Annotated in this window: 26 protein-coding genes and 1 tRNA gene; 15 read left to right on the top strand and 12 right to left on the bottom strand. The window is 61.9% G+C overall.

The genetic code is table 11. From position 1 onward, the window contains the following. Positions 1-14: 14 nt before the first annotated feature. Positions 15-1073, top strand: coding sequence for an ABC transporter ATP-binding protein (locus AC0L2K_RS24525; protein ID WP_473532530.1), 1059 nt, complete (start codon positions 15-17; stop codon positions 1071-1073). Between the two features lie 51 nt (positions 1074-1124). Here the strand turns inward: AC0L2K_RS24525 and AC0L2K_RS24520 are convergent, their stop codons facing one another. From AC0L2K_RS24520 to AC0L2K_RS24505, 4 genes are all read right to left on the bottom strand, one after another. Continuing rightward, a complete protein-coding gene (locus tag AC0L2K_RS24520) occupies positions 1125-1655 on the bottom strand; it encodes a helix-turn-helix transcriptional regulator (RefSeq protein WP_287305552.1) in 531 nt (176 codons plus the stop codon). A 22-nt stretch (positions 1656-1677) separates the two neighbouring features. Further along, positions 1678-2217 carry a hypothetical protein gene (locus AC0L2K_RS24515; protein ID WP_473532529.1) on the bottom strand — a complete coding sequence of 180 codons (540 nt, stop codon included), beginning with the start codon at positions 2215-2217 and terminating at the stop codon, positions 1678-1680. 117 nt (positions 2218-2334) lie between these two features. Further along, complete coding sequence (locus tag AC0L2K_RS24510; protein ID WP_473532528.1) at positions 2335-3102, bottom strand: alpha/beta hydrolase; 768 nt, start codon at positions 3100-3102, stop codon at positions 2335-2337. Then, positions 3087-4079, bottom strand: a complete 993-nt coding sequence (locus AC0L2K_RS24505; RefSeq protein WP_473532527.1) for an alpha/beta fold hydrolase — start codon at positions 4077-4079, stop codon at positions 3087-3089. Before AC0L2K_RS24505 ends, AC0L2K_RS24510 begins: the two co-directional genes overlap by 16 nt. A 396-nt stretch (positions 4080-4475) precedes the next feature. Here AC0L2K_RS24505 and AC0L2K_RS24500 point away from each other — a divergent pair, with 396 nt between their 5' ends. Continuing rightward, positions 4476-5615 (top strand): hypothetical protein, encoded by a 1140-nt coding sequence (locus tag AC0L2K_RS24500; RefSeq protein ID WP_473532526.1) that lies wholly within the window; start codon positions 4476-4478, stop codon positions 5613-5615. Between the two features lie 123 nt (positions 5616-5738). Further along, complete coding sequence (locus AC0L2K_RS24495) at positions 5739-5885, top strand: hypothetical protein (RefSeq protein ID WP_287283892.1); 147 nt, start codon at positions 5739-5741, stop codon at positions 5883-5885. A gap of 127 nt (positions 5886-6012) precedes the next feature. On the opposite strand, the gene AC0L2K_RS24490 is transcribed toward AC0L2K_RS24495, so the two are convergent. Further along, positions 6013-6089, bottom strand: a tRNA-Arg gene (locus AC0L2K_RS24490). Positions 6090-6323: 234 nt separating this feature from the next. Here AC0L2K_RS24490 and AC0L2K_RS24485 point away from each other — a divergent pair. Continuing rightward, entirely contained in the window at positions 6324-6623 is a 300-nt protein-coding gene (locus tag AC0L2K_RS24485) for a DUF768 domain-containing protein (RefSeq protein WP_128176129.1), read from the top strand. 72 nt (positions 6624-6695) lie between these two features. Continuing rightward, positions 6696-6842: a glycine zipper domain-containing protein gene (locus tag AC0L2K_RS24480; protein ID WP_473532525.1), complete on the top strand. Its 147-nt coding sequence runs from the start codon at positions 6696-6698 to the stop codon at positions 6840-6842. A gap of 102 nt (positions 6843-6944) precedes the next feature. Here the strand turns inward: AC0L2K_RS24480 and AC0L2K_RS24475 are convergent, their stop codons facing one another. Then, positions 6945-8108, bottom strand: a complete 1164-nt coding sequence (locus AC0L2K_RS24475) for a M20 aminoacylase family protein (RefSeq protein WP_128176127.1) — start codon at positions 8106-8108, stop codon at positions 6945-6947. Between the two features lie 311 nt (positions 8109-8419). On the opposite strand from AC0L2K_RS24475, the gene AC0L2K_RS24470 reads away from it, so the two are divergent. Beyond that, entirely contained in the window at positions 8420-9604 is a 1185-nt protein-coding gene (locus AC0L2K_RS24470) for a D-alanyl-D-alanine carboxypeptidase family protein (RefSeq protein ID WP_473532524.1), read from the top strand. A 4-nt stretch (positions 9605-9608) separates the two neighbouring features. After that, the gene (locus AC0L2K_RS24465; RefSeq protein WP_128176123.1) at positions 9609-10718 is read left to right on the top strand and encodes a CobW family GTP-binding protein; all 1110 of its coding nucleotides are present in this window, start codon (positions 9609-9611) and stop codon (positions 10716-10718) included. Between the two features lie 218 nt (positions 10719-10936). Here the strand turns inward: AC0L2K_RS24465 and AC0L2K_RS24460 are convergent, their stop codons facing one another. The 5 genes from AC0L2K_RS24460 to AC0L2K_RS24440 all read right to left on the bottom strand — a co-directional run bounded on the left by AC0L2K_RS24460 (position 10937) and on the right by AC0L2K_RS24440 (position 14969). Continuing rightward, a complete protein-coding gene (locus AC0L2K_RS24460) occupies positions 10937-11212 on the bottom strand; it encodes a sulfurtransferase TusA family protein (protein ID WP_128176121.1) in 276 nt (91 codons plus the stop codon). A 5-nt stretch (positions 11213-11217) separates the two neighbouring features. Continuing rightward, on the bottom strand, positions 11218-12546 hold the full coding sequence (locus AC0L2K_RS24455; RefSeq protein ID WP_287229590.1) for a L,D-transpeptidase family protein: 1329 nt from the start codon (positions 12544-12546) through the stop codon (positions 11218-11220). Between the two features lie 294 nt (positions 12547-12840). Then, the gene (locus AC0L2K_RS24450; protein ID WP_128168753.1) at positions 12841-13791 is read right to left on the bottom strand and encodes an acetyl-CoA carboxylase carboxyltransferase subunit alpha; all 951 of its coding nucleotides are present in this window, start codon (positions 13789-13791) and stop codon (positions 12841-12843) included. Positions 13792-13890: 99 nt separating this feature from the next. Further along, entirely contained in the window at positions 13891-14808 is a 918-nt protein-coding gene (locus AC0L2K_RS24445) for a site-specific tyrosine recombinase XerD (RefSeq protein ID WP_128176117.1), read from the bottom strand. Beyond that, entirely contained in the window at positions 14805-14969 is a 165-nt protein-coding gene (locus tag AC0L2K_RS24440) for a histidine kinase (RefSeq protein WP_128168784.1), read from the bottom strand. Before AC0L2K_RS24440 ends, AC0L2K_RS24445 begins: the two co-directional genes overlap by 4 nt. A gap of 274 nt (positions 14970-15243) precedes the next feature. Here AC0L2K_RS24440 and AC0L2K_RS24435 point away from each other — a divergent pair, with 274 nt between their 5' ends. The 4 genes from AC0L2K_RS24435 to AC0L2K_RS24420 all read left to right on the top strand — a co-directional run bounded on the left by AC0L2K_RS24435 (position 15244) and on the right by AC0L2K_RS24420 (position 18830). After that, the gene (locus AC0L2K_RS24435; RefSeq protein ID WP_473532523.1) at positions 15244-15849 is read left to right on the top strand and encodes a shikimate kinase; all 606 of its coding nucleotides are present in this window, start codon (positions 15244-15246) and stop codon (positions 15847-15849) included. Further along, entirely contained in the window at positions 15846-17051 is a 1206-nt protein-coding gene (gene aroB / locus AC0L2K_RS24430) for a 3-dehydroquinate synthase (RefSeq protein WP_128168751.1), read from the top strand. The genes AC0L2K_RS24435 and aroB overlap by 4 nt, the downstream gene beginning before the upstream one ends. Beyond that, positions 17048-17941 (top strand): HlyC/CorC family transporter, encoded by an 894-nt coding sequence (locus AC0L2K_RS24425; protein ID WP_027153417.1) that lies wholly within the window; start codon positions 17048-17050, stop codon positions 17939-17941. The genes aroB and AC0L2K_RS24425 overlap by 4 nt, the downstream gene beginning before the upstream one ends. A gap of 85 nt (positions 17942-18026) precedes the next feature. Continuing rightward, positions 18027-18830, top strand: coding sequence for an alpha/beta hydrolase (locus AC0L2K_RS24420; protein ID WP_473532522.1), 804 nt, complete (start codon positions 18027-18029; stop codon positions 18828-18830). A gap of 3 nt (positions 18831-18833) precedes the next feature. Here AC0L2K_RS24420 and AC0L2K_RS24415 read toward each other — a convergent pair whose 3' ends face one another. Beyond that, positions 18834-19136 carry a BolA family protein gene (locus AC0L2K_RS24415; protein ID WP_473532521.1) on the bottom strand — a complete coding sequence of 101 codons (303 nt, stop codon included), beginning with the start codon at positions 19134-19136 and terminating at the stop codon, positions 18834-18836. A 193-nt stretch (positions 19137-19329) separates the two neighbouring features. Between AC0L2K_RS24415 and AC0L2K_RS24410 the strand changes: the two genes are divergently transcribed. The 4 genes from AC0L2K_RS24410 (at position 19330) to AC0L2K_RS24395 (ending at position 24450) form a co-directional block, all read left to right on the top strand. Next, positions 19330-19959, top strand: a complete 630-nt coding sequence (locus AC0L2K_RS24410; protein WP_128168749.1) for a J domain-containing protein — start codon at positions 19330-19332, stop codon at positions 19957-19959. Positions 19960-20082: 123 nt separating this feature from the next. Next, a complete protein-coding gene (gene cobS / locus AC0L2K_RS24405) occupies positions 20083-21069 on the top strand; it encodes a cobaltochelatase subunit CobS (protein WP_128168748.1) in 987 nt (328 codons plus the stop codon). Between the two features lie 454 nt (positions 21070-21523). Continuing rightward, positions 21524-23422: a cobaltochelatase subunit CobT gene (gene cobT / locus AC0L2K_RS24400; protein ID WP_473479798.1), complete on the top strand. Its 1899-nt coding sequence runs from the start codon at positions 21524-21526 to the stop codon at positions 23420-23422. Beyond that, the gene (locus tag AC0L2K_RS24395) at positions 23419-24450 is read left to right on the top strand and encodes an esterase-like activity of phytase family protein (RefSeq protein WP_128168746.1); all 1032 of its coding nucleotides are present in this window, start codon (positions 23419-23421) and stop codon (positions 24448-24450) included. The genes cobT and AC0L2K_RS24395 overlap by 4 nt, the downstream gene beginning before the upstream one ends. Positions 24451-24464: the final 14 nt, after the last annotated feature.

The raw sequence follows: 24464 nt of genomic DNA, 5'->3' as shown, positions 1-24464 counted from the left end.
CCCGGAGAAATCCAATGGCATCGGTAACCATCAACAACGTGCAGAAGGCTTTCGGAGCCACGAAGATCATTCACGACGTCAGTGTCGATATCGCCGACGGCGAATTCGTCATCCTGGTCGGCCCGTCGGGATGCGGAAAGTCGACGCTGCTGCGCATGATCGCCGGACTTGAAACGATCTCGGGCGGCAAGATCACCATCGGCGAGCGCATGGTCAACAATCTGCGGGCGCGGGACCGCAACATCGCCATGGTGTTCCAGAATTACGCGCTCTATCCGCATATGACCGTCGCCGACAACATGGGCTTTGCGCTCAAGATCAAGAAAGCCGATCCTGCCGATACCGCCGGCCGCGTCAGGAATGCCGCCAGCATCCTCGGCCTGGAAAAGCTGCTTGAGCGCTATCCGCGTCAGCTCTCCGGTGGCCAGCGCCAGCGCGTCGCCATGGGCCGCGCCATCGTGCGCGACCCCCAGGTCTTCCTGTTCGACGAGCCGCTCTCCAATCTCGACGCCAAGCTGCGCGTCCAGATGCGCGGCGAGATCAAGGCGCTGCACCAGCGGCTCGGCACCACAACCATCTACGTCACGCATGACCAGATCGAAGCGATGACGATGGCCGACAAGATCGTCGTGCTGCATGACGGCCTGGTCGAGCAGATCGGCGCGCCACTCGACCTCTACGACCAGCCGGCCAATCTCTTCGTTGCCGGCTTTATCGGCTCGCCCGCCATGAATTTTATTGCCGGCCGCATCGAGGAAGGCGTGTTCCGCAGCGCCGGCGGGCTGACCCTGCCGCTGCCGGAAGGCGCCCGACCGACCGACGCTGCAGGACGCGAACTTGTCTACGGCATCCGTCCCGAGCACATCCGCGCAACTGCCCAGGGCATGCCGGGCACGGTCACGCTTCTGGAGGCCACGGGTTCGGAAATCTTCGCCAAGGTCGACTGCGCCGGCGAGGAAATTGCCTGCCTGTTCCGCGAGCGGCTGCCGCTCAAGCAGGGCGCGCAGATACGGATCGAGGTAGACCGCGCCGGCGCCCACCTGTTCGACGCGAAAACCGGTCGGCGTATGTGATGGTGTGGCCTGCGCGGCGGGTTGGCTCACGTACGACGATATTCACGCGAACTATCGGCCGTTCGAGAGCCTTGTGAGAAGCGCGACCAGCTCCGACTGCCGATGCGTCTGCGTCTTCGCGAAGACCGATTTCAGCTGGTTGCGCCCGGTCTCATAGGAAACGCCAAGTTCGTCGGCTGCCGCTTCAACGCCGTGTCCCGAGCAGATCTTTCTCGCCAGCCTCGCTTCTGACGCTGTCAGCCTGAAGCAGGACTGCAGCACCGCTTCAGGAGGAGGAGGTCTCGCGTCCGGATCGATGAGGATGACGATTGCCTGGCACGGCGCGAGCGCGTTGTAGGAGACTTTCGGAAGTCGCAACGGATAGGCAAGGAGCGGCCGCCCTTGCAGCCTGGGCAGTGGCACGGGTGGCATCGATGCGGACGTGTCGGCCGAACACAGCAGCGCTTTCAGCGATCGGTCGAGAGCATCGGTCGCGGTTCGGTCAAAGGAAACCAGACGCCGGCGCGCAATCTGCAGGCCCCGCCCCAGAAGCCTTTCCGCCGGAGCGTTGGGCCGGAGTACATTGCCGCTTCTGTCCAACATGATGGCGGGGGTTTCGGTGGCGCTAAACGCATCCAGTGCCGCGTCGGCCTTCCCGAAACCGATTGCCCGCGCAACTGCGGCCACAGAGCCCAGCTGTTTCGAAAGCTGCGCCAGCTGTCCCATCTCGTCCGGCGTGAACGGACCCTGTTGGATCGACCGTTGCAGCGACAGTGACCAGAAATCGTCTCCGGCAGCGATCTTGACGGCCGCACCATCGCAGGCCGAAAGGCGCGAGGAATTCCTGGTAGTATGGATGCTTGGCGATATCGTCTGACGTCAGCAGGTCGAACTCCGAGGTGACCCCTTTGCGATCGAGGAAGTTGACGAGGCGATACCGCTCGTCGCGGTCGATCCAGCCATCGCGGACATAGGTGTCGAGAGCAGGGGCCATGGTGCGGCTGCAAGGCACGAGTGGCAGATGCCCTTTCATATCGAAGAGCAGCGCTCCGGCGCTCCCGGTGGCCTTTTCTGCCACCTCCATCGCGGCATCCCAGCGTGATGGATCGAGGGCTGCCTCGACAAAGGCAACACCGATCGCGTCAAAATCGAAAGCAGCGCCCACCGCCAGCCCCTTGGTAGGCACCTATCTAAACATACTGAATCTTGGATAGCGAGTCGGACCGCCCTCAGGGCCGCCCGCGATCGTGATGCAGCTTGGCGGTGCTTGCCGCCAGGAGAACTAGTGTTTTTTGGGCGATGTTGAAGTGCGATGCCTGAACCGGAACGGCGACCTCATCTGCTTTGGCGACCTTATCGCCGCATCCCGCTGCGTTGCTGACCCCTGCCACTGCTCCTCCGCCGCGGCGATGAACTGCGGAGCCTGCATCCGCCCAATGCACCCAGTCTTCAGCCTGCGTCTGGGGTTTGCCAGGAAATCGGCAACAACTTCCGATCCGCAAGGGTCGGAATCGATCACGTCGTGCCCAATCCCGCGAAGCACGACGACCTGCGCAAAAGGAAGGCTTTTGGCCGCACGATATGCCCAGTGAGTTGGTGTTGCCGGATCATACTCTCCCGACAACAGCAGGGTCGGGATATCCAAGTGGCGGGGATGCTTTTGCGAAACCGTCGTTCCCTGGGGAAACCAAAGCGGACAAACCCAGGTATAGTCGGCCTCTCCGATCCACTTCGTCCAGTATTCGAGGCGTTTTTCAGGCAACTCGGATCTGTTGGTCTCAGAGCAAGTGACCGAAAAATCCATGCCTTGCGAAATCTCGATATCGTCTTCTTCAAAGACCATATCCGCAAGCGGTCTAAAATCGTTTTTGTATGTCCTCTCGATTAACGTCGGCATATTTTCGATAGCGTAGCGATCATATAACGACCCGAATATAATCTCGAGAAAATCTGCGCCAGAGACATATCTGTACTGCGCGGGCGCGTTTTCTTTGTCTGCGCTCCGCAAAAGCACCGGTTGTTTGTCCAATTGCTTTACGATCGCTCGCACCGCGTCTCCCAGTCCGCGCATGCAATTTTTCGATTTTTGGCAATCTCGTTCCAGCAGGCGCAAAGAACGATCCAGATTTCGCCCATCTTCCTTGAGGTGGTCGATATCAAGGGAAGAACGGAATCCAGAATACTCGCCGAGACGCCCTCTGGATGCTCGTTCATCACTTCCAAGGCAACTCTTGTGCCGTAAGAGACGCCGTAGAGTACCCACTTCTTTATGCCAAGAGCCTTCCGAACGTCGTTGACGTCTGCTGCATTTTCGGTGGTGTTGTAAGCGAAGAGGTCAATGCCCTTTGCTATCAGCGCGCTTCGGCACGCGACCACCTCATCTCTCATGAGCTTGTCAAAGCTGATCTCAGCGTCGACGCTTAGCGAAATGGAGTTCCAATGATCGGCCTTGAAGTATCGCGAACAGCTGAGCCTGGGAATTGACTTGCCTATCCCTCGTTGGTCGACCACGACCACTCGGCGCCCGATCATCCAATTTTGATCACTTATGAACTGCCACCATGCCTCGATGTCTTCCCTGTCGCCAATATCGGTGGGCTGGCCAGGCCCGCCCGTGAGAAACACAATGGGCTCATGCCGCTCGCGGTCAGGTTCGAAGACCACCACCGATAGAGTGATTTCGGTCCCAGAAGCTTTCTTGCTGTTTTCAGGGACATTGAGAGTCCCGCACGTCATACCACGGTCGCGCGGAACCTCGAACCAGCAATTTGTTTTCTTGAACTCTCCGGCATGGATATCCCCGCTCCACGCGCAAAAGAGAAGTACAGCTGACGCGAGCTTAAGGAGTACTCGATCCAGATTGATGAACATACGTCGAAAAGAGGCGCGCATGTTGTCCTCCAGCATGAAGCAAGGCCTGAGGCATTCGCTCGCCGCCCACTGAGCTTTGACATCAGCGCGGTCGTAGGAATGATCGTAGTTTCCCCCTGCCCCACCAATTGCCAAGTGCGATTTTGCTCGCAGCAAGCTACCCCTCATCGATAATAGAGTGGTTCCATGGGCCGCGCATGACCCATTTGGGTATGGGATCATGGCGACAGTGGCGTCAGGGCAGTTGTCACCGCTGCCGTGCCCCTGAGCCTGTGGAGCGCGCCGACTTACTCCTTCGGCGGCGGCAGCAATCCAGGGCTATCGTGATGAGATCGCCATCGCGTTCGGGTTGGCGCATGCCGACGAGATCGTCGGCATGCACGCGATTGCGAATCCCACAATGCGCTTTGCCTGGAACGTTATCGCGACGGGCATAAGAAGAAGAATGCCGCAGCGATGGAACGACCAACAATTATCGTGATCACAACCGTTTCACGTTAACCGTTAGGAAACGACGGGCTTGTTAAATGAGTTTCCCCAAGGGGCATAAATATGGCACTTCACCTTTCGGCGGATGCGGTTCCTGTGGCGGCGGCCCCACAGAAGTATCTTTTTGGTCCGGTCGCTGACTTTCTCATGCTTGGCGGGAGCGCGTTCCTCATCCTGCCGGTCTTGTTTTTTGTCCCTCTTAAATACGAAGGTTTCGTGGGCGCAACGATGTTGTTGCTGGCTCATCTGATAAACCATCCGCACTTTGCTCACTCGTATCAACTTTTCTATCGCAATTTTGGGCGGAAGGTGCGCGGAGACGGATATGACAAGAACCTTCAGGTCCGTTACATCTTCGCGGGCATTGTCGTCCCGCTGATCATGGGCGGTTTTTTTGCTTACGGTTCAATAGCGGGGAATGCGCGCCTGCTGGGGTATGCTGGCAATGCGATGGCCTTTTTTGTGGGCTGGCACTATGTCAAGCAAGGCTACGGCATGCTGATGGTGGACGCCGTATTGAAGCGCAGGTTCTTCAACGAGCAAGACAAGAAAGTGCTGCTGTTCAACGGCTATGCCGTATGGCTGTTCGCCTGGCTTCAGACAAACGCGGTGATCACCGAAAGGCAATTCTGGGGCTTGGACTACTACACATTTGCCGCCCCTTCATGGGTCACCAATATTGCCGTATTTGCCGCCGCTGCTTCCACGGCAGCCACGGTCGTGATGCTGATCAATCGCTGGCGCAAGCATGGTGGCACGCTACCGTACAACGGCGTCGTCGCTTACGTCGTGTCTCTATACGCCTGGATTCTATTTGTGAGGATAAACCCGCTCTGGCTGCTTGTGGTGCCGGCGCTCCATTCGTTGCAGTACCTGGCTGTGGTCTGGCGTTATCAGACCAATGTAGAGCTCGACCGTTCAGATGCTGTTATAGAACCCGAATTCAAGGTCCTGTCCATTGTTGGCCCGATGTATAGGTTGCGAGTGCTGGGCTTTATCATCATTGGCAGTATTCTGGGGATTCTCGGTTTCTGGCTGGTCCCGATCGCGTTGTCTGCTTTGATTCCTTATAATAAAGAGGTGCTCGGCTCGTCGCTGTTCCTCTTCATAGCGTGGATATTCATCAACGTGCACCACTACTTCCTGGATAACGTTATGTGGCGACGAGGCAATCCAGAGGTATCAAAATATCTGTTCCGCTAGTCACTTGCCGCGGCAATCTTATGATGGCCACAGATAGCCGGCCGGACCGCTCGCCACATCGGGCGTAAGCATCCGAATTGCACTGCTCGGGCCTATTGCAACGTCCGCGAAAGCGTCTCTCCGATGCCGCAGGCGCTGGTGGTGGTGGTGCCGTTGCTGATCGGTGGCAGCGGCCTCGTCCTAATTTCAGTGCTGCTTCTGGTTTTCGCTCTTGCCACGGCTATGGTCGTGAAAAATCCGCTCATGCTGCCCGCGGTGGCTTCGCCATAGCCCGACAGAATCACGCCGCCCGCCAAACCGCCACCCGCTCTAACCCGATACACCCGAGTTATATCGCCGCGTCCGCCACCGGTTTTGCCCCGGTTACGGCGGTGGCTCGCTAAGTAATTGAATAGCGTGGTGATCCCGACAGGAATCGAACCTGTGACCTACAGATTAGGAATCTGCCGCTCTATCCTACTGAGCTACGGGACCACGCGGCCGACACATAACCGCTTCGGATCGTTTCGCCAAGAGGCGCTCTGTACCCAATCAATCGGTTTCGACAATGGCCGATGAAGCATAGCCGTCGAGAGGCTTCTGCTCACAATTCGAAATTGCATCCTCGTCAGCCTACGATTGAACCACGAGTGAGGACCGCAAAGATGAGCCAGAAATAGCGGAACTTCGGACCACCGCCGCGCTTTAGTGTGCCGAAGGAGATGCCGCATGAGTGCCACGAAAGAGTTCTTTGAAACCTGGCTGCAGGAGAACGTCGGTAACCTGCCCGCGGAAAGCGAAGTGAGCGTGGCCGTCCTGGTTCAGCAATTCGAGCAGGATGCCGACGCGGCCGGCTATGGTCACGAGGTGCGCGAAGACGAGATCGGCGACATCGAAGAGGCCATTGAGAAAGCTCTGAGGAAGGCCAGGACCGGCGAACAGCCGCAGGCTGCCGATCCGGCCGAAGAGAGTGATCTGGCGCCCGTCATGGAGGCGCTGGAGGTCGACGACCCGAAGAGCGGGCCGTAGCGATCCCAGGCAACATCGGATGGTAGCCGACCAGCGGTTGCAGCTCTCCCCTTCCAATCTACATGACCCGGCATGATAGATGCCAAACACATCACACTCGGCGTTGTGATCGGCGTGGCTATCGGCGTCGCGTTGGACAATATCATTGCGGGTATCGAAATCGGTATCGCCCTGGGCATTGCCTTGGGTCTTGCGCGGAGGCGGTCCGGTCGGAAGTGACGATCGGAGCATCGCCACGTCCCGCGCCCGACCGCCTTGTAGCCATCCCAATCGCAGCGCACCCCTCGGATCAAGCCGCAGGGCGGTTTTATGGCCGACGCATCAAGCGGCCAGCGCCGTCTCCGCGAGCTTCACCCAATAGCTCATGCCGTGCGGGATGACCTCGTCGTTGAAGTCGTAGGCAGGGTTGTGGAGACCGGCGGTGTCGCCATTGCCGATGAAGATGAAGGCGCCCGGCCGCGCTTCCAGCATGTAGGAGAAATCCTCGCCGCCCATCACCGGCTGGATGGCGCGTTGCACCTGTGCCTCGCCGGCGATTTCAGCGGCGACATCGCTGGCAAAGACCGTCTCCTCCGGATGGTTGAAGGTGACGGGATAATTGGCTTTGTAATCGACCTCGATCGTTGCGCCGAAGGCCGCGCCCACGCCCTCGCAGATGGCGCGCACACGCTGCTCAGCCTTCCTGGCGACCTCCTTCTTCAGCGTGCGCACGGTGCCGGCGATCTCGGCGCTCTCGGGAATGACATTGTAGGCGTCGCCGGCGTGGAATTTCGTCACCGACACCACGACAGCCTCGACCGGATCGGTGCTGCGCGAGGCGATCGTCTGCAGAGCGCCGACGAGCTGGCTGGTGATGACGATCGGGTCGATGGTGCCGTGCGGCATCGCCGCATGCCCGCCCTTGCCCTTGACGGTGATGGTGAATTCGGCTGTCGCCGCCATGATCGGGCCCGGCTTGATGGCGAATTGTCCGACTGGCAGGCCCGGCATGTTGTGCATGCCGAACACCTTGGAGATGCCGAAGCGCTCCATCATGCCGTCCTTGACCATCTCGTTGCCGCCGCCGCCGCCTTCTTCGGCCGGCTGGAAGATCACTGCGACTGAGCCGGCGAAATTGCGCGTCTCGGCAAGGTATTTGGCGGCACCGAGCAGCATCGCGGTGTGGCCGTCATGGCCGCAGGCGTGCATCTTGCCAGGAATGGTCGAGGCGTAGGGTTTCCCGGTGATCTCGTTGAGCGGCAGCGCATCCATGTCGGCGCGCAGGCCGATGCTCGTGCCTTCGCCCAGGCGGCCGCGGATGATGCCGACGACACCGGTCTTGCCGAGCCCGGTCACCACGTCGTCGCAACCGAAGGCCTGCAGCTTCTCGGTGACGAAGGCGGCGGTCTCGAAGACGTCGAAATTCAGCTCTGGCGTCTGGTGCAGATGGCGTCGCCAGCCGGCGACCTCGTCTTGCATTTCGGCGGCGCGGTTCAGGATCGGCATGATGTTCCATCTCGCTGTTGGAGCAGACGGGCTCAGCCTGCTGCTTTGCAATTGTGCCTGCTGTTTTAGAATTGTCATTCAGGCACTTTGCCATCTTGACGTCACATAGGCTAAATAGCACCGCAAGATAGTGATCCGGATAGAGGGACCGGATCACCACGCTGGCGATCGCGTAACAAATCTTACGGAGCCAGAGGCGACTGCGGCAAGAGGCGATTTCGGATTCCACCATGCGGTACAGGCATTTCCTCAAACTAAAGCGCGTCGCGTTTGACCGGCCTCATGCGACGCGCTTTAGCGTTGTTGTTTTTATGCATGTCGTTATCGCAAAACCGCTGCGCACTTTTGCGCGACATGCATTGCTGGCGGGCGCTGTGGCGCTGCCGGCGCTGGCCGGTCCGGCTCTCGCCAATCCGACGATCGTGTTCGACCTGGAGAATGGCAAGATCCTCCAGCACCAGGAGGCTTTCAAGCGCTGGTATCCTGCCTCGCTGACCAAGCTGATGACCGCCTATGTGGCGTTCCGCGCGATTGCCGCCGGCGAGGCCCGGCTCGATTCGCCGATCAAGGTCACCAAGCGTTCCGCCAGCGAGCCGCCGAGCAAGATGGGCTTCAAGCCGGGCTCGGTGATGCGGCTCGATAACGCGCTGAAGATGATGCTGGTCAAATCGGCCAACGACGTCGCCATGGCCGTCGGCGAGAACATCGCCGGTTCGCAGGCAGCTTTCGCCGAACGCATGAACGCCGAGGCGCGCCGGCTCGGCATGAGCGGATCGCATTTCGTCAACCCGAACGGGCTGTTCTCGCCGGACCAGTATACGACGGCGCGCGATCTCGGCTTGCTGGTGATGGCGATCCGCACGGAGTTTCCACAATATGCCTCATGGTTCTCGATTGAGGGCCTGGCCATCGGCAAGCAGCAGATCTCGAATTACAATCTCCTGATCGGCCGCTATCCCGGCGCCGACGGCATGAAGACCGGTTTCGTCTGTCCCTCGGGCTTCAACATGATCGGCTCGGCAACACGCGACGGGCGCACGCTGGTGGCGGTGGTGCTTGGCGAGAAGTCGGCCATCACCCGCGCCGAGACCGTCGCCAGGCTGCTCGACCACGGCTTTGCCACGCCGACACCGGGCTGGCTGACGGTGGCGGCGCTGCCTTCCTATGGCGACACCACATCGGTCAACAATCTGAATGACGAGATTTGCAGGAAGAAGCCGGCTAAAGAGCAGTCGGAAGCTCCCCCCGTCGGCGATAAAAATGCGGCAAAATCGCGCTATCGGGAAAAGCTCGATCACGCGCCGACATTGGTCGCAGTCGGCCTTGGCGGCGCCACCGGGCCGGTACCGAAAGCCATGCTCGACGCAATGGGCCGGGAATATGCCGACGTGCCGCTGCCGAGCTGGCGGCCCGACCTGCCGCCGCCGCCCGGCGCCGAGCCGGCAGTGATCGGTTCCGCCACTGCGGCCCAGGAGCCCGCCAAGGCGGTGAACTAGTCTGATGAGCAGCGGCTTTCCCATCGCCGTCTCGGTGCTGACCGGTTTTCTCGGCGCCGGCAAGACGACGCTACTCAACCGGCTGCTCAGGGATCCCGCGCTCGCCGACACCGCGGTCATCATCAACGAGTTCGGCGAGGTGGCGATCGACCATCTCCTGGTCGAACAGGCCTCCGACGGCATCATCCAGCTTTCCGACGGCTGTCTCTGCTGTACGGTGCGCGGCGAACTGGTCGACACGCTTGCCGATCTCGTCGACCGGCTGCAGACCGGCCGCATCGCCCGGCTTGGCCGCGTCGTCATCGAAACCACCGGCCTCGCCGATCCGGCGCCGGTGCTGCAGTCGATCATGGCGCATCCGGCGCTGGTCGAGGCCTTCCGGCTCGACGGGGTCATCACGCTGGTCGACGCGGTCAACGGCGATGCGACGCTAAACGGCCATGTCGAGGCCGTGAAGCAGGCGGCGGTCGCCGACCGCATCGTGCTGACGAAAGCCGATCTGGCCACCGATCCGCGCGATGTCGAGGCCTTGCGGGCGCGGCTGCAGCAGATCAATCCGGGTGCCGAGCTGCTCTATGCGGGTGACAGAAGGACCGATGCAGCGGCGCTGTTCGATTGCGGCCTCTACAACCCAGCCACCAAGTCCGCCGACGTGCGGCGCTGGCTGGGCGAGGAAGCCGCCCATGATCACCACCACCACCATGGTGACCACGGCGACCATGACCACGACCACGACCATCGGCACGATTCCCGCGTGCGCTCCTACTCGCTCGTTCATGAGGGGCCGGTGCCGTTTTCGGCGATCGAGATGTTCCTCGACCTGTTGCGATCAGCACATGGCGAGCGCCTGTTGCGCATGAAGGGCGTCATCGAATTGCTGGAAGACCCGTCGCGGCCGCTCGTCGTCCACGGTGTGCAGAAGATCCTGCATCCGCCGGCGCGGCTGCCGTCCTGGCCGGATGGCCAACGCGGCACAAGGCTGGTGCTGATCACGCTCGACATGCCGGAAGACTACGTCCGCCGGCTGTTTGCCGCTTTCACCAACCGGCCGTCGATCGACACACCGGACCGCGCAGCGCTGGAAAACAATCCGCTGGCCATCGCCGGGCGGTAGGCTTCTCGTCTTGCAGACGTAGCGCTGCCCCTCACCTGCCTGCCGGCATCCTCTCCCCGTATAGTGACGGGGAGAGGGGGCGCCCTCATCGACGCTTTCGCCACTCAGCAACATTGCAGAAAGAGCGCCAAGGTTGCGGCCAGCTTCTTTCTCCCCGTTTACGGGGAGAAATGTCCGGCAGGACAATGAGGGGCAGCGCAGACAGCGCGGAATTGTGCTCAGCCGCCGCCGCGCTCGACCAGAAAGCGATGGCCGCCGGAAACCGCTGCCGTTTCGATCAATCGATGGCCGCTCTCGGTGCAGAAGGCGGGAATGTCGATGACGGCGAGGGGGTCAGTGGTTTCGAGCCACAGGCGGCTGCCCGGCCGCATTGTGGCCAACCGCTTTTTTGCCTTGAGCACGGGCAACGGGCAGTTCAGGCCTTTGAGGTCGTAGACAGGGGCGGGGCTGGTTGAGGGCCTGTCTTCCTGGCCCCCATCTCCGTGTTCAGGCATGAAGCTCAGCCGCCGAACATGCCGAGCAGCTTCTTCTTCAGCCTTGTCGTCCTGCTTTCACCGGTATTCGCCGCCTGCGTTGCGGCCGGGGCGGCATCGGGGGACGACGCGATTGTCGCGGTAGCGACAGGCGCTTCGGCAGCGGCCCTGGCCTCCTCCTCTTCGGCCAGCGAATTGATCCTGGCGGTTTGCTTTTCGGCCAGAGCCTGAGCCTTGGCCGCCGCTTTCTCGGCCTTGGCCGCTTCTAGCGCGGCAAGCCTTTGCTCCTCGGCCTTCTGCTTGGCGGCCTTCTCCGCGTCGAGCGCGGCCATCTTGCGGCCCGCCGGCGAATCGATGCGGCCCATGCGCGCCGTCTCGGTCACCGAGCCGTCGGCGTTGAACGAAGGCGGATCGATCGGTACGCGTTCGCCACGGGCGCGTTTCTTCGACCACTCGGAAACGATGCTGGCTTCCTTGATCCCGCCGATGGTCGGCTTGGGCGCCGGCACGCTGGCCTTGACCGCGCCGTTGAAAGCCGCCTCGTAGGTGCTCTGGTAGGCATTGAAGGCGCTCTTCAGCGAATCCGGCTGCGTCGTCGCGGGGCAGGCGCCGGTCGGATCGAAGCTCTCGCCGTCAGGCGCGACCTGATTGAAGACATAGCGCTTCTCGCAGACATCGACCTTCGGCGGCACTTTCGTGATCTCGAAATTGTCGTAGCCGACCTTCAGCATCTTCCAGAATTCGTAGTTCGGATCTTTGCGATAGCGCGCCATGTTGGCGGCGGTCATGCGGAACGGAAAGGCCTGGATCTGGAACTCGGTCTGCCCGCCCTGGAAAGCGTCGCGGCCGAAGGCGTAGATCTGCTCGATCTGCGCGTCGGTCATCGAATAACAGCCCGACGACGAGCAGGCGCCATGGACCATCAGATGGGAACCGGTGCGGCCATTGGCGCGGTCGTAGACGTTGGGATAGCCGATGTTGAAGGCAAGGTGGTAGCTCGACCGCGGATTCATCTGCGCCGGACGGACCGTATAGAAGCCCTCCGGCGCCTGGCGGTCGCCTTCGGTGTATTTGGGGCCCAGCTTGCCCGACCATTTGCAGATGTCGTAGCTGGCCACCAAGTCATAGCGACCGTTGGTCTTGGCCTTCCAGATTTCGAGCTTGCCCTCTTCCTTGAAGATGCGGGCCATCACCGGCGAGGTGCGGGTCATGCCCTTGGCCTTCATGCTGGCCAGGATTTTTTCGGGCAACGGCTTGTTGGCGTGGGGGGCAAAATCCTTCATCGAAGAATCATTGCAGCCAGCGACGCCTATCGCGGCAATCACAAGTGCGGTGCGGGCAAGCTTGGCAAACATGGCTATGTCTTTTCTTTCGGACCGCAGGCATCAGGGCCGACAGGCCCAACCCTAAGCCCGTTAACCTTGAAAATTCCTTACCGCAGCGCCGGGCCCTACGGCAATCCGATTGAAACGAGCGCAGCGGCATTTTTGTGGCGAAGGTGCTTAATCTCGCCACATTGCGGCACTGACAACCGTCTTGCGGTCCGTCCGACTGAAATCGGCCGGCCTGAATCCTCTTGTTCGACCACGCCTTTTGCGAAAACCGGTACCCACTTTTTGCTGCGCTGAGCCTCGGTTCGGGATCATAGTCTAGAGGTTTCTCCCCATAGTCAGATATTTCTCGCGGCGCTGCTCCCGAAAATCGGTGTTGGCGCCGGAGAATTCCTTCATCGTTTTGGCGATGAGATCGCCGGTGGCGGCAATCACCGTATCCGGGCCACGATGGGCGCCGCCGAGCGGTTCGGGAACGATGGCGTCGATGATCTTGAGCTCCAGCAGATCCTGAGCGGTGATCTTCATGTTGGTCGCCGCATCCTTCGAGCGGGTGGTGTCGCGCCACAGGATCGAGGCGGCGCCCTCCGGCGAGATCACCGAATAGATGGCGTGTTCGAGCATGTAGACGCGGTTGGCGGTGGCGATCGCGATGGCACCGCCCGAGCCGCCTTCGCCGATGACCACCGAGATCGACGGCACCTTCAGGCGAAGACAGGCCGAGGTCGAGCGGGCGATGGCTTCGGCCTGGCCGCGCTCCTCGGCATTGACGCCGGGATAGGCGCCGGCCGTGTCGACCAGCGTCAGCAACGGGATATTGAAGCGGTCGGCGAGTTCCATCAGCCGCACCGCCTTGCGATAGCCCTCCGGCCGCACCGAGCCGAAATTATGCCTCAGCCGGCTGGCCGTGTCCGAGCCCTTTTCCTGGCCGATGATCGCCACCGGCTCGCCGCGGAAGCGGGCGAAGCCGCCGACGATCGCCTGGTCCTCGCCGAAATTGCGATCACCGGCAAGCGGCGTGAAATCGTTGAACAGCCCCTTGATGTAGTCGACGCAATGCGGCCTGTCCGGATGGCGCGCCACCTGCACCTTCTGCCACGGGGTCAGTGCCTTGTAAGTGTCGCGCAATGCGTCGCGCACGCGTTTCTCGAGACGGCCGATCTCATCGCCGACATCGACCGCCTCGCCATTCTCGGCGAGCTTCTTCAACTCGAGGATTTTGCCTTCGAGATCGGCGACCGGCTTTTCGAAATCGAGGTAATTGTACATTCTTGAGCGGACCGATAAGCCGGGAGGCAATGACTGACGGAACCTGGGAAATAGAGGCTCCGGGCGGTGGAACGTCGTCCTCACATAGCGATATGACGCCTAGTCGGCAAGCGGATGATGATCGTTGACCAGCCGCACCAGCCGCTCCTCCAGCACATGTGTGTAAATCTGCGTCGTTGAAATATCGGCATGGCCAAGCAACTGCTGCACGGCCCTGAGATCGGCGCCGTTCTGCAGGAGATGGCTGGCAAAAGCATGGCGCAGCACATGCGGCGATATTTTCGCCGAGGCGATGCCGGCCCGTGCGGCAAGGCCCTTCAGGTCGCGGGCGAAGACCTGCCTGGAGAGATAGCCGCTGTCGCTTGCCGCCGGAAACAGGAACGGGCTATCCGCCAAAGCCGGCACCGTGGCCCGGGCAGCGAGCCAGGCCCGCATGGCGATGCGCGCCTTTGCCGACAGCGGCACCATGCGTTCCTTGTCACCCTTGCCGCGCACCATGAAGAAACGATCGTCGCGCAGCGCCACCGTCACCGGCAGGCCGACCAGTTCGGAAACCCGCAGGCCGGTGGCGTAGAGCACCTCGACCAGCGCATGCAGGCGCAGCGCCGCCAGGCCGTCGCCATCGTTCAGCGAGGCGCCAGCTGCCTCTTGCGCCGCACGGTCGATCAGCCGGCCGGTGTCGGCCTCGCTCATCGTCTTCGGTAGCGGCCGGCCCTTCTTCGGACTGTCTAGGGTTCCGGTCGGGTCGTCGCCGCGCAGACCCTCGGCGTAGAGGAACTTGAAGAACTGGCGCATCGCCGACAGCTTGCGTGCCTGCGAGGTGGCGGCAAAACCACGTGCGGCTATCTCGTCGAGATAGTTGCGGATATCGGCAGCGGCGGCACCAGCGAGCCCGCCGTCGATCTCGGCTGACGCGTCTTCGAGGTCGCGGCGATAGCTGGAAAGCGTGTTTTCGGCAGCGCCGCGCTCGGCGCTCATCATTTCCAGAAAGGCTTCGATGCGGGCCGCGCTGTTCATTGCTTCGGGTCAGTTTTTTTGGGATTCAGCTTTTCGGGAGGGATGCGCACGCTCATTTCGGCCTTTCTCGGCTCGACGAACATCGCCAGAGCGAACATCGCGCCATAGACAATGCCGGCCAGAATCGTGAGCGTCACGACAAAGCGGAACAGTGTCGGCATCAATTCTCGCCCGTCTTGTTGTTCTGCGTTTCCAAACCCAGTGCCCTTATGAGACGCCAATCCGGCCAATTCAAGGGCGAAGCGCGGACGACGTGCGGCGGCGCCACGCTTGACGCAATCAGGCTTTTGATGTCGATACGCCGGCAAAGAGGGGTCTAAGCAGGCATTCGTGGGCTAGCCCGAAAATGCCTGCCTGGATTCTTTGGCTTGTCGCAGGTTCTGTCGCAAAACCTGGGATAGCTTTGCTGAACCTGCTTAGAAACATCATGGTGTCATGAACGCGTTGCCAGCCAATCCTGCCGATGAGAGCCATGCCGCGCTGCTCGGCCGGCTGGGCAGCCGTTCCATCGTCTTTGTCGGTCTTATGGGCGCCGGCAAGACGGCAATCGGCCGCAAGGTGGCGGGGATGCTGGGACTGCCTTTCATGGACAGTGATCAGGAAATTGAAAGCGTGTCGCGGATGAGCGTCCCGGAACTGTTCGAACGCTATGGCGAGCCCGAGTTCCGGGCGCTGGAGCAGCGCGTCATCCTGCGCATATTGGAACACGGCCCGCAGGTGCTGTCGACGGGCGGCGGCGCCTTCATGAGCGCGCCGACGCGGGAGGCCATCGCCGGCCATGGCGTGTCGGTATGGCTGAAGGCCGAGATCGACCTGTTGATGGACCGCGTTTCCAAGAAGCAGAACCGGCCGCTCCTGAAAAGCGCCGATCCCCGTGCAGTGATCGAGCGGTTGATGGCCGAGCGTTATCCGGTCTACGCAAGCGCCGATGTTACCGTGCCGACCCGCGACGATCGCAAGGAGGTCATCGCCGCCGAGGTGGTGAACGCGCTTTGCGGGTATTTCGGCGTGGCAGCCGCGACAGGCGAGGTGGGCTCGTGAGCAGCAATGCGACAGTCACCGTCGAAGTCGGGCTCGGCGATCGCGCCTATGACATATTGATCGGCTCCGGCCTGCTGTTGCGCGCCGGCACCGAGATTTCGCGCCGCCTGCCCGGCACGCGCGCCGCGGTGATCACCGACGTCAATGTCGCCGCCGCCCACCTTGAGACGTTGAGGGCCGGCCTTGAAAAGGGCGGCATTCGGCCCGCCGTCATCGCGCTGCCGGCAGGGGAAAAGACCAAGAGTTTCGCGCATCTCGAAGAGGTGGTGGACGGCGTGCTCGCCGCAAGACTGGAACGCGGCGATGTCGTCGTCGCGCTCGGTGGCGGCGTCATCGGCGATCTGGCCGGATTTGCCGCCGGCATCGTGCGCCGCGGCATGAATTTCGTGCAGATCCCGACCTCGCTGCTGGCGCAGGTCGACTCTTCCGTCGGCGGCAAGACCGGCATCAACAGTGCGCGCGGCAAGAACCTCGTCGGCGTCTTCCATCAGCCGAAACTGGTGCTGGCCGACACCGAAGTGCTCGACACGCTGCCGATCCGGGAATTCCGGGCGGGTTACGCCGAACTCGCCAAGTACGGGCTCATCGATCGCCCCGACTTCTTCGCGTGGCTGGAGGAAAACTGGGGCAAGGTGTTCGCCGGCGGCCCGCAGCGGACCGAGGCCATCGCCGAGGCCTGCCGCGCCAAGGCCGATGTCGTCGGCCGCGACGAGTTCGAGACCGGCGACCGCGCGCTGCTCAATCTCGGCCACACGTTCGGCCACGCGCTCGAGGCTGCCACCCGGTATGACAGCGCCCGTCTCGTCCACGGCGAGGGCGTCGCCATCGGCATGGCGCTGGCCTATCGCTTTTCGTCACGCCTCAACCTGGCAAGTCCCGACGATGCGGCGCGCGTCGAGGCGCATCTTCGCACCGTTGGCCTGCCCTGGCGCATGGCCGATATTCCGGGTGAATTGCCTGACGCCGAGGCGCTGCTTGCCTTTATCGCCCAGGACAAGAAGGTGTCGCGCGGCGCGCTGAACTTCATCCTGACGCGCGGCATCGGCCAGGCCTTCATCGCCAAGGATGTGCCGGCGTCGGAAGTGCTGTCGTTTCTGAGGGAGAACCATCCGGGTCAGCAGAACAGCCGCCCGAGTCGGCCGGGAGGCCGACCGGGTCAGCCGAGAGGCCGACCGGGTCAGCCGAGAGGCCGACCGGGATGAGCGAGGCCGGCTGGATTGTCGCTGCTGTCCTTGCCGGGCTCGGCCTGCTTGCCTTTGCCTTTCGCGCGCGCCTGCTCGCCGCCTTCGGCTATGAATTGCAGCGCATCGAGCCGCAGCATTCGAACCATGATGAATCGCGGGGCGCCGTCGACGATTTTCGTCGCGACGGACAGGTGGTGCGCGAGGATCGCGCCCGCATCGGTCGCCTGTCCGATCTCGATGAGCTCGAAGTGTCCGATGTCATGGTCCATCGCACCAACATGCGCTCGGTCAATGCCGACAATCCGCCGGAAGCGGTGGTCCGTGAGATCCTGCAGAGCCCGCATACCCGCATGCCCTTGTGGAAGGGCTCGCTCGACAACATCGTCGGCGTGCTGCACGCCAAGGACCTGCTGCGCGCGTTGAACGATGTCGGCAACGACTTTTCCAAGATCGATGTGATGAAGATCGCTTCAAAACCGTGGTTCGTGCCCGATACCACGACGCTGCAGGAACAGCTCAACGCCTTCCTGCGGCGCAAGGCGCATTTCGCTATCGTCGTCGACGAGTATGGCGAGGTCGAGGGGCTGGTGACGCTGGAGGACATCATCGAGGAGATCGTCGGCGAGATCGCCGACGAGCACGATATCGACATGCAGGGCGTCAAGCAGGAAGCCGACGGCTCCGTCGTCGTCGACGGCACTGTGTCGATCCGCGACCTGAACCGCGCGCTCGACTGGGACCTGCCGGACGAAGAAGCCACCACCATTGCCGGTCTCGTCATCCACGAGACGCAATTGATCCCGGACGAGAAGCAGGCTTTCACCTTTCACGGCAAGCGCTTCGTCGTCATGAAGCGCGACAAGAACCGGATTGCAAGGCTGAGGATCAGGCCGGCCGGCGAGATTTAGTTCTGATAGGTTCTTTCGCGGCTAATCAATCCTGGACGTTCGCCGCGCCGGCGTGCACTTTCGACCGGGCTGTCTGGAGGTGACGGTGATCGATCGGCGAACCCTGCTTTTGATGTCGATGGCTTTGTCGACGGCCAGCGCTGCGGCGGCGTCGCGCCGGCTTTCGCCCTCTCCGCAAACTGTCGACTACGGTCCGGCCAGGCTCGACATCCACGCGCGTGCCGGCGCCAGTTCCCTGCCTGTGATCCTTTTCATCCATGGCGGTGCCTGGCGAGCCGGCAATCGCACCAACGTCGACGTCAAGCCGGACTTCCTGCTCGACAATGGCTTCTGCTTCGTCTCGATCGACTACCGGATGCTGCCTGAGGCTGATGTCGCCACCCAGGCCAACAATGTCGAGCAGGCCTATCGCTATGTGCGCGCCAACATCGCCGGATACGGCGGCGATCCGAACCGGATAGCGGTGATGGGCCATTCGGCCGGCAGCCATCTCGCCGCACTGACCGGGCTGCGCGGCGGTCTGCCCGGCGTCGCGGCGCTGGTTCTGAACGATACCAGGGCTTATGACCTGGATGCGCTTGCGCGGAGCGGCGGCATGACACGGGCCTATGCAAAGGCCTTTCCCGACCCGGCGCAGTGGCGAGCGCTGTCGCCCGCCACCCATGTCGGGAGCCGCAAACATCCGGCGACCTTCATCGCCTATTCGCGCGCAGCGGGTCGTGCGGCAGCCTCACGGGCCTTCGCCGAGCGCCTGCGGGCGACTGGAACGGAGGTGACACTGTTCGATGGCAGCGCCTATTCGCACATGTCGATCAACCGCGTTTTCGGCGACGAAGGCGACGCCTTGACCCGTGCGGTGATGATTTTCCTGAAGGCAGCGCTCGTCTGAGATCTACCACCTGGTCTTTTCGTCCGGCGCGGCCGGCTCGATCGCCAGCGCATGGACACCAGCCTTCAATTCGTCGGCCAGCAATGCGTTGACCGCGCGGTGGCGCTCGATGCGACTCATGCCGGCAAAGGCTGAGGAGACGATGCGGACGCGGAAATGCGTCTCACCGGTGCCGTCATAGGTGCCGTGATGATCGGAGTCCTGATGGTGATGACCGGCATGCAGATGGCTTTCGTTGATGATGACCAGTCGCTCCGGCAAAAACGCCTTATTCAACTTGCCTTCCATCGTCGACTGTATGGACATTCGTACTTCCCTTCACCACATATGGCTGGCGCATGACCCCCGAAAATCGGTGCCGTTTGCGCGTCCGGAAGGACGCGCGGCGCCGCCGTCGCGACAAAATTCGCCGATCGCCCGCTTTATGCCGCGATTCAGCGGTTAGGGCGATCATCGCGAAAATGTCAATTCTTGTTTCGCACCGGCGAACAGCCCATAAATGGGTGAGATGAAACCGTACCCCAAATATTTCGAGAAAATTCGCATCCGCCCGGAGAAGGATGCTGAGCTGAAGTCTCGTTCGCCGATCTGCCAGTGGGACGGTTGCAAGGAGGCCGGCACCCATCGCGCGCCGGTCGGGCGCATGAAGGAGGGCGAGTATTTTCAGTTCTGCTTCGATCATGTGCGCGAGTACAACAAGGGCTTCAATTATTTCTCCGGTGTCCCCGATACCGAGATCGCCCGCTTCCAGAAGGAAGCGATGACCGGCCACCGGCCGACATGGAAGATGGGCGTCAACGGCGCCTCGACGCACTCCTCGCCCGATTTCGCCCAGCAGCGTTCCGGCCGCGCCGGCTACTACAACCGCATGCGCGATCCGTTCGACCTGTTCAAAGGCCCGAAGGATCCGCGCGAGGCGCGTGAGCGCAAGGCCAAGCCGCTTGAGGCCAAGGCGCTGGAAACGCTTGGTCTTGATACAAAGGCGACTGGCAAGGACATCAAGGCGCGTTATAAGGAACTGGTGAAACGCCACCACCCGGATGCGAATGGCGGCGACAGAGGTTCGGAAGACCGGTTCCGCGATGTGCTCCAGGCCTATCGCGTGCTCAAGCAGGCAGGATTGTGCTGAGCGACCTTACGGTCCGTGTCGTTTTCCAACTTTCATAAGGTTGGAAAAGGCTCTAAGACCGCCCCCGGACAAAATCGATTGCCGGCGAAATCAGGCGCTTCGCCCGTGGAGACGTTGATAAAGATGAACAAGGTCGATCGCGACATCGCCAACCTGCCCGACACCACCGTGCCGGTGAAGGAGAAATTCGGCTTCGAGTCCAAGATGGTGGTGCCGGCCTATTCGGTGTCGAGCGAGCATGTGCCCGACATCGATCCCGACTATCTGTTCGACAAGAACACGACGATGGCGATCCTCGCCGGCTTTGCCTACAACCGCCGCGTCATGGTGTCGGGCTATCACGGCACCGGCAAGTCGACACATATCGAGCAGGTCGCCGCCCGCCTCAACTGGCCCATGGTGCGCGTCAATCTCGACAGTCATGTCAGCCGCATCGACCTCGTCGGCAAGGACGCCATCGTCGTCAAGGAAGGGCTGCAGATCACCGAATTCCGCGACGGCATCCTGCCCTGGGCCTACCAGCACAATGTCGCGCTGTGCTTCGACGAGTACGATGCCGGCCGTCCGGACGTGATGTTCGTCATCCAGCGCGTGCTGGAATCGTCCGGCCGGCTGACGCTGCTCGACCAGAGCCGGGTCATCCGCCCGCATCCGGCGTTCCGGCTGTTCTCGACCGCCAACACCGTCGGTCTCGGCGATACCACCGGCCTCTATCACGGCACCCAGCAGATCAATCAGGCGCAGATGGATCGCTGGTCGATCGTCACCACGCTGAACTATCTGCCGCACGACAATGAGGTGAACATCGTGCTGGCCAAGGCCAAGCACTATCGCGATGCCAAGGGCAAGGAGATCGTCAATAAGATGGTGCGTGTCGCCGACATGACGCGTTCGGCCTTTATCAATGGCGACCTTTCGACCGTCATGAGCCCGCGCACGGTCATCACTTGGGCCGAGAATGCCGAGATCTTCGGCGATATCGGCATGGCGTTCAGGCTGACCTTCCTCAACAAGTGCGACGAGCTGGAGCGCTCGCTCGTGGCCGAGTTCTACCAACGCGCCTTCGGCCAGGATTTGCCGGAGAGCGCCGCCAACGTGGTTCTGGGCTAACGATTTGGACGGGCGTGCTCGATCGTCCCTGATTGCAGGCATCTTTCTCGCAACCCTGGTTGGTTGTTCGATTGAGACGATCCGACCCGGTACTGATCGAGATTTTTTTCGGAACCTTGACGCTGCTGACGGGAGCGCGCGTCTTAAACAGCTAAGCCAATCGCAGAGTTTCTTCACCCGCGAGATGACCGAGCGCGGCGCGTCCTGCGGGGATGCACGTAACAGCGGTAAAACGGTTCGAGTGGTTTGCGTCTACTCAATTTGTCACAATGGCGGTGCGTGGTCGAGTGCCTGGCAGATCGATATCCGGACCGGGACCATCTCGACGCCGAAAGGCGCTAGTCCAGGAGCGCTAGATCAGGAAGACTGTGCGGGCGATCCAGCGCGGCTCAAAGATATTCAGCAGGCTGCGGTGAAGAAGCTGATACTAGCGGCAGGAGAAGAGGTACTGTAAGTGGCGGGTCCGGGCGACAACACGCGCAACAAGTCGAAGACGGGGTCTGAAGCCGACAGCTTCAAGCGCGCCGTCACCGTCTGCATGCGCGCGATTGCCGGCGACAAGGACCTCGAAGTCGGTTTCGCCAAGGATCGGCCGGCGCTCGCCGGCAGCCGCGCCCGGTTGCCTGAACTGCCGAAGAAAGCCTCGAAGGCTGACATCGCCATCACCCGCGGGCTCGGCGATTCCATGGCGCTGAAGCGCGCCTGCCACGACACGCGCATCCACACCAGGCTGGCGCCGGAGGGCAAGCAGGCCCGCGCCATCTACGATGCGGTCGAGCAGGCCCGCGTCGAGGCGATCGGCTCCCGCGCCATGCAGGGTGTGGCCGACAATATCGGCTCGATGCTCGAGGACAAATACGCCAGGGCCAACCTCATCGACGTCAAGGACAAGGCCGATGCGCCGATCGAGGAGGCGCTGGCCCTGATGGTGCGCGAAAAGCTGACCGGCCGCGCCGTGCCGAAGAGCGGCGAGCGGCTGGTCGACCTCTGGCGCCCTTGGGTCGAGGAGAAGGCAAGTGCCGATCTCGACGGACTGTCGGCAAAGCTCGACGACCAGCAGGCCTTCGCCCGTGTCGTGCGCGAGATGCTGGCTTCCATGGAAATGGCCGAGGAACTCGGCGACGACCAGGAGACCGAAGACTCCGAAGACAACGATGAAAACCAGCCGCAAGGCGAGGAGCAGAGCGAGGAGGGCGGCGAGGACGATTCCGGCTCCGAGCAGTCGCAGTCGGACGATACCGAGGCGTCGTCCGACGACGAGCAATCGGCCGAGACGGAGGCATCCGATGCTACCGCCGATGAGCTGTCCGACGATGACGATGCCGATGCCGAGACGCCCGGCGAGGCGCGCCGCAACGACAATCCCTTCTCCAATCTGTCGAAGGAGATCGATTACAAGGTCTTCACCACCGCCTTCGACGAGACGGTGGGTGCGGAGGATCTGTGCGAAGAGGAAGAGCTGGATCGGCTGCGCGCCTTCCTCGACAAGCAGCTTGCCAACCTGTCCGGCGTCGTCGGCCGGCTGGCCAACCGGCTGCAGCGCCGCCTGATGGCGCAGCAGAACCGGTCCTGGGATTTCGATCTCGAAGAGGGTTATCTCGATCCGGCGCGGCTGGTGCGCGTCGTCATCGACCCGATGCAGCCGCTGTCCTTCAAGCAGGAGCGCGACACCAAATTCCGCGACACGGTGGTGACGCTGGTGCTCGACAATTCGGGCTCGATGCGCGGCCGGCCGATCACCGTCGCCGCCACCTGCGCCGACATTCTGGCGCGCACGCTGGAACGCTGCGGCGTCTCGGTCGAGATCCTCGGCTTCACCACCCGCGCCTGGAAGGGCGGGCAGGCACGCGAGAAATGGCTGAAGGAAGGCAAGCCGCCAAATCCTGGGCGGCTCAACGATCTGCGCCACATCATCTACAAATCCGCCGACCATCCATGGCGGCGGGCGCGGCGCAATCTCGGCCTGATGATGCGCGAGGGCCTGCTCAAGGAAAACATCGACGGTGAGGCGCTGCTGTGGGCGCACAACCGCCTGATCGCCCGGCCGGAGCAGCGCAAGATCCTGATGATGATCTCGGACGGTGCGCCGGTCGACGATTCGACGCTGTCGGTCAATCCGGGCAACTATCTCGAACGGCATCTGCGCGCGGTGATCGAATTGATCGAGACGCGCTCGCCGGTCGAGCTCCTGGCCATCGGCATCGGCCACGACGTGACCCGCTACTATCGCCGCGCCGTCACCATCGTCGATGCCGAGGAACTGGCCGGCGCCATGACCGAGCAACTGGCCTCGCTGTTTGGCGAGGAAAGTACGCGCGACACGCGACGCGGCGGCATGCGGCGCGCCGGATGATTTTTTCGCGGGGCGGCTTTCGGCAGACGCTTTTCGCCGCCACAGCCCTGTTCGTTGCCGGCATCGCCTTGTCGCCTCCCATCGCTGCCGGCACCGTTGCGGTCGAGCCGATCGAAATCTCGGCACGGCTGATAAACCGGTTTCATATCGGCGGTGATGAAAAGCGGTTCGGCCCGCTCGAATTCGTCGGCGGGCTGGAAATGACCTCGCCGTCACGCGATTTCGGCGCGCTGTCGGCGTTTCGCTTCCGCAAGCCCGGCAGTGATTTCATCGGCGTCGCCGACACCGGTTTCTGGTTCTTCGGCACCGTCACCCATGATGCCGACAAGCGCCCATCCGGCATCCGGAATTTCCGTATGCAGCAGATGGCCGACGAGGCAGGCCAGCTGATCGCCGAGAAATGGGAGGTCGACGCCGAAGGCCTTGCGCTCAAGGACGGCATTGCCACAGTCGGCTTCGAGCGCGATCACCGCATTGCACAGTTCAAGATCGAACCGGGCGACATGAAGCCGCCGTTCAGGCAACTCGACTTCCTGATTCCAGCCTGGGAGCTTCGCCGCAATCGCGGCTTTGAGACCGTCACCCACGCCAATCCTGACGGCCAGCACCAAGGCGGGCTGGTCGTGGTCTCGGAAAAGAGCCTCGACAAGTCAGGCAACATCTATGCGGCCGTTATCGAAGGGCCGCACAAGGGCGTCTTCACCGTCAAGCGCAACGGCAATTTCGACATTGCCGACGGCGCCTTCCTGCCGGACGGCGACCTCTTGCTTTTGGAGCGCAGCTTTTCGATGGCCGGCGGCGTCAAGATGCGGCTGCGGCGCATCTATGGCGAAAGCGTCGAGAAGGGCGCGGTTGCCGACGGGCCGATGCTGATGGAAGCCGACATGGGCTACCAGATCGACAATATGGAAGGGCTCGACGTCTGGACCCGCGACGACGGCGCGCTGATGGTGTCGCTGGTTTCGGACGACAACCACTCGATGCTACAGCGTAATCTGTATCTGGAATTTGTGCTGCACGAGGATTGAGAGGCGGTCGGCAA

It is taken from the genome of Mesorhizobium sp. WSM4817 (genome assembly GCF_055811135.1).
This window is presented reverse-complemented; position numbering and strand designations above follow the sequence as displayed.

Coding starts and splice junctions, on each gene's coding strand:
- AC0L2K_RS24525 (WP_473532530.1), top strand. CDS start 15: ATGGCATCGGTAACCATCAACAACGTGCAGAAGGCTTTCGGAGCCACG.
- AC0L2K_RS24520 (WP_287305552.1), bottom strand. CDS start 1,655: ATGTTGGACAGAAGCGGCAATGTACTCCGGCCCAACGCTCCGGCGGAA.
- AC0L2K_RS24500 (WP_473532526.1), top strand. CDS start 4,476: ATGGCACTTCACCTTTCGGCGGATGCGGTTCCTGTGGCGGCGGCCCCA.
- AC0L2K_RS24495 (WP_287283892.1), top strand. CDS start 5,739: ATGCCGCAGGCGCTGGTGGTGGTGGTGCCGTTGCTGATCGGTGGCAGC.
- AC0L2K_RS24485 (WP_128176129.1), top strand. CDS start 6,324: ATGAGTGCCACGAAAGAGTTCTTTGAAACCTGGCTGCAGGAGAACGTC.
- AC0L2K_RS24480 (WP_473532525.1), top strand. CDS start 6,696: ATGATAGATGCCAAACACATCACACTCGGCGTTGTGATCGGCGTGGCT.
- AC0L2K_RS24475 (WP_128176127.1), bottom strand. CDS start 8,108: ATGCCGATCCTGAACCGCGCCGCCGAAATGCAAGACGAGGTCGCCGGC.
- AC0L2K_RS24470 (WP_473532524.1), top strand. CDS start 8,420: ATGCATGTCGTTATCGCAAAACCGCTGCGCACTTTTGCGCGACATGCA.
- AC0L2K_RS24465 (WP_128176123.1), top strand. CDS start 9,609: ATGAGCAGCGGCTTTCCCATCGCCGTCTCGGTGCTGACCGGTTTTCTC.
- AC0L2K_RS24460 (WP_128176121.1), bottom strand. CDS start 11,212: ATGCCTGAACACGGAGATGGGGGCCAGGAAGACAGGCCCTCAACCAGC.
- AC0L2K_RS24455 (WP_287229590.1), bottom strand. CDS start 12,546: ATGTTTGCCAAGCTTGCCCGCACCGCACTTGTGATTGCCGCGATAGGC.
- AC0L2K_RS24450 (WP_128168753.1), bottom strand. CDS start 13,791: ATGTACAATTACCTCGATTTCGAAAAGCCGGTCGCCGATCTCGAAGGC.
- AC0L2K_RS24445 (WP_128176117.1), bottom strand. CDS start 14,808: ATGAACAGCGCGGCCCGCATCGAAGCCTTTCTGGAAATGATGAGCGCC.
- AC0L2K_RS24440 (WP_128168784.1), bottom strand. CDS start 14,969: ATGCCGACACTGTTCCGCTTTGTCGTGACGCTCACGATTCTGGCCGGC.
- AC0L2K_RS24435 (WP_473532523.1), top strand. CDS start 15,244: ATGAACGCGTTGCCAGCCAATCCTGCCGATGAGAGCCATGCCGCGCTG.
- AC0L2K_RS24425 (WP_027153417.1), top strand. CDS start 17,048: ATGAGCGAGGCCGGCTGGATTGTCGCTGCTGTCCTTGCCGGGCTCGGC.
- AC0L2K_RS24415 (WP_473532521.1), bottom strand. CDS start 19,136: ATGTCCATACAGTCGACGATGGAAGGCAAGTTGAATAAGGCGTTTTTG.
- AC0L2K_RS24410 (WP_128168749.1), top strand. CDS start 19,330: ATGGGTGAGATGAAACCGTACCCCAAATATTTCGAGAAAATTCGCATC.
- cobS (WP_128168748.1), top strand. CDS start 20,083: ATGAACAAGGTCGATCGCGACATCGCCAACCTGCCCGACACCACCGTG.
- AC0L2K_RS24395 (WP_128168746.1), top strand. CDS start 23,419: ATGATTTTTTCGCGGGGCGGCTTTCGGCAGACGCTTTTCGCCGCCACA.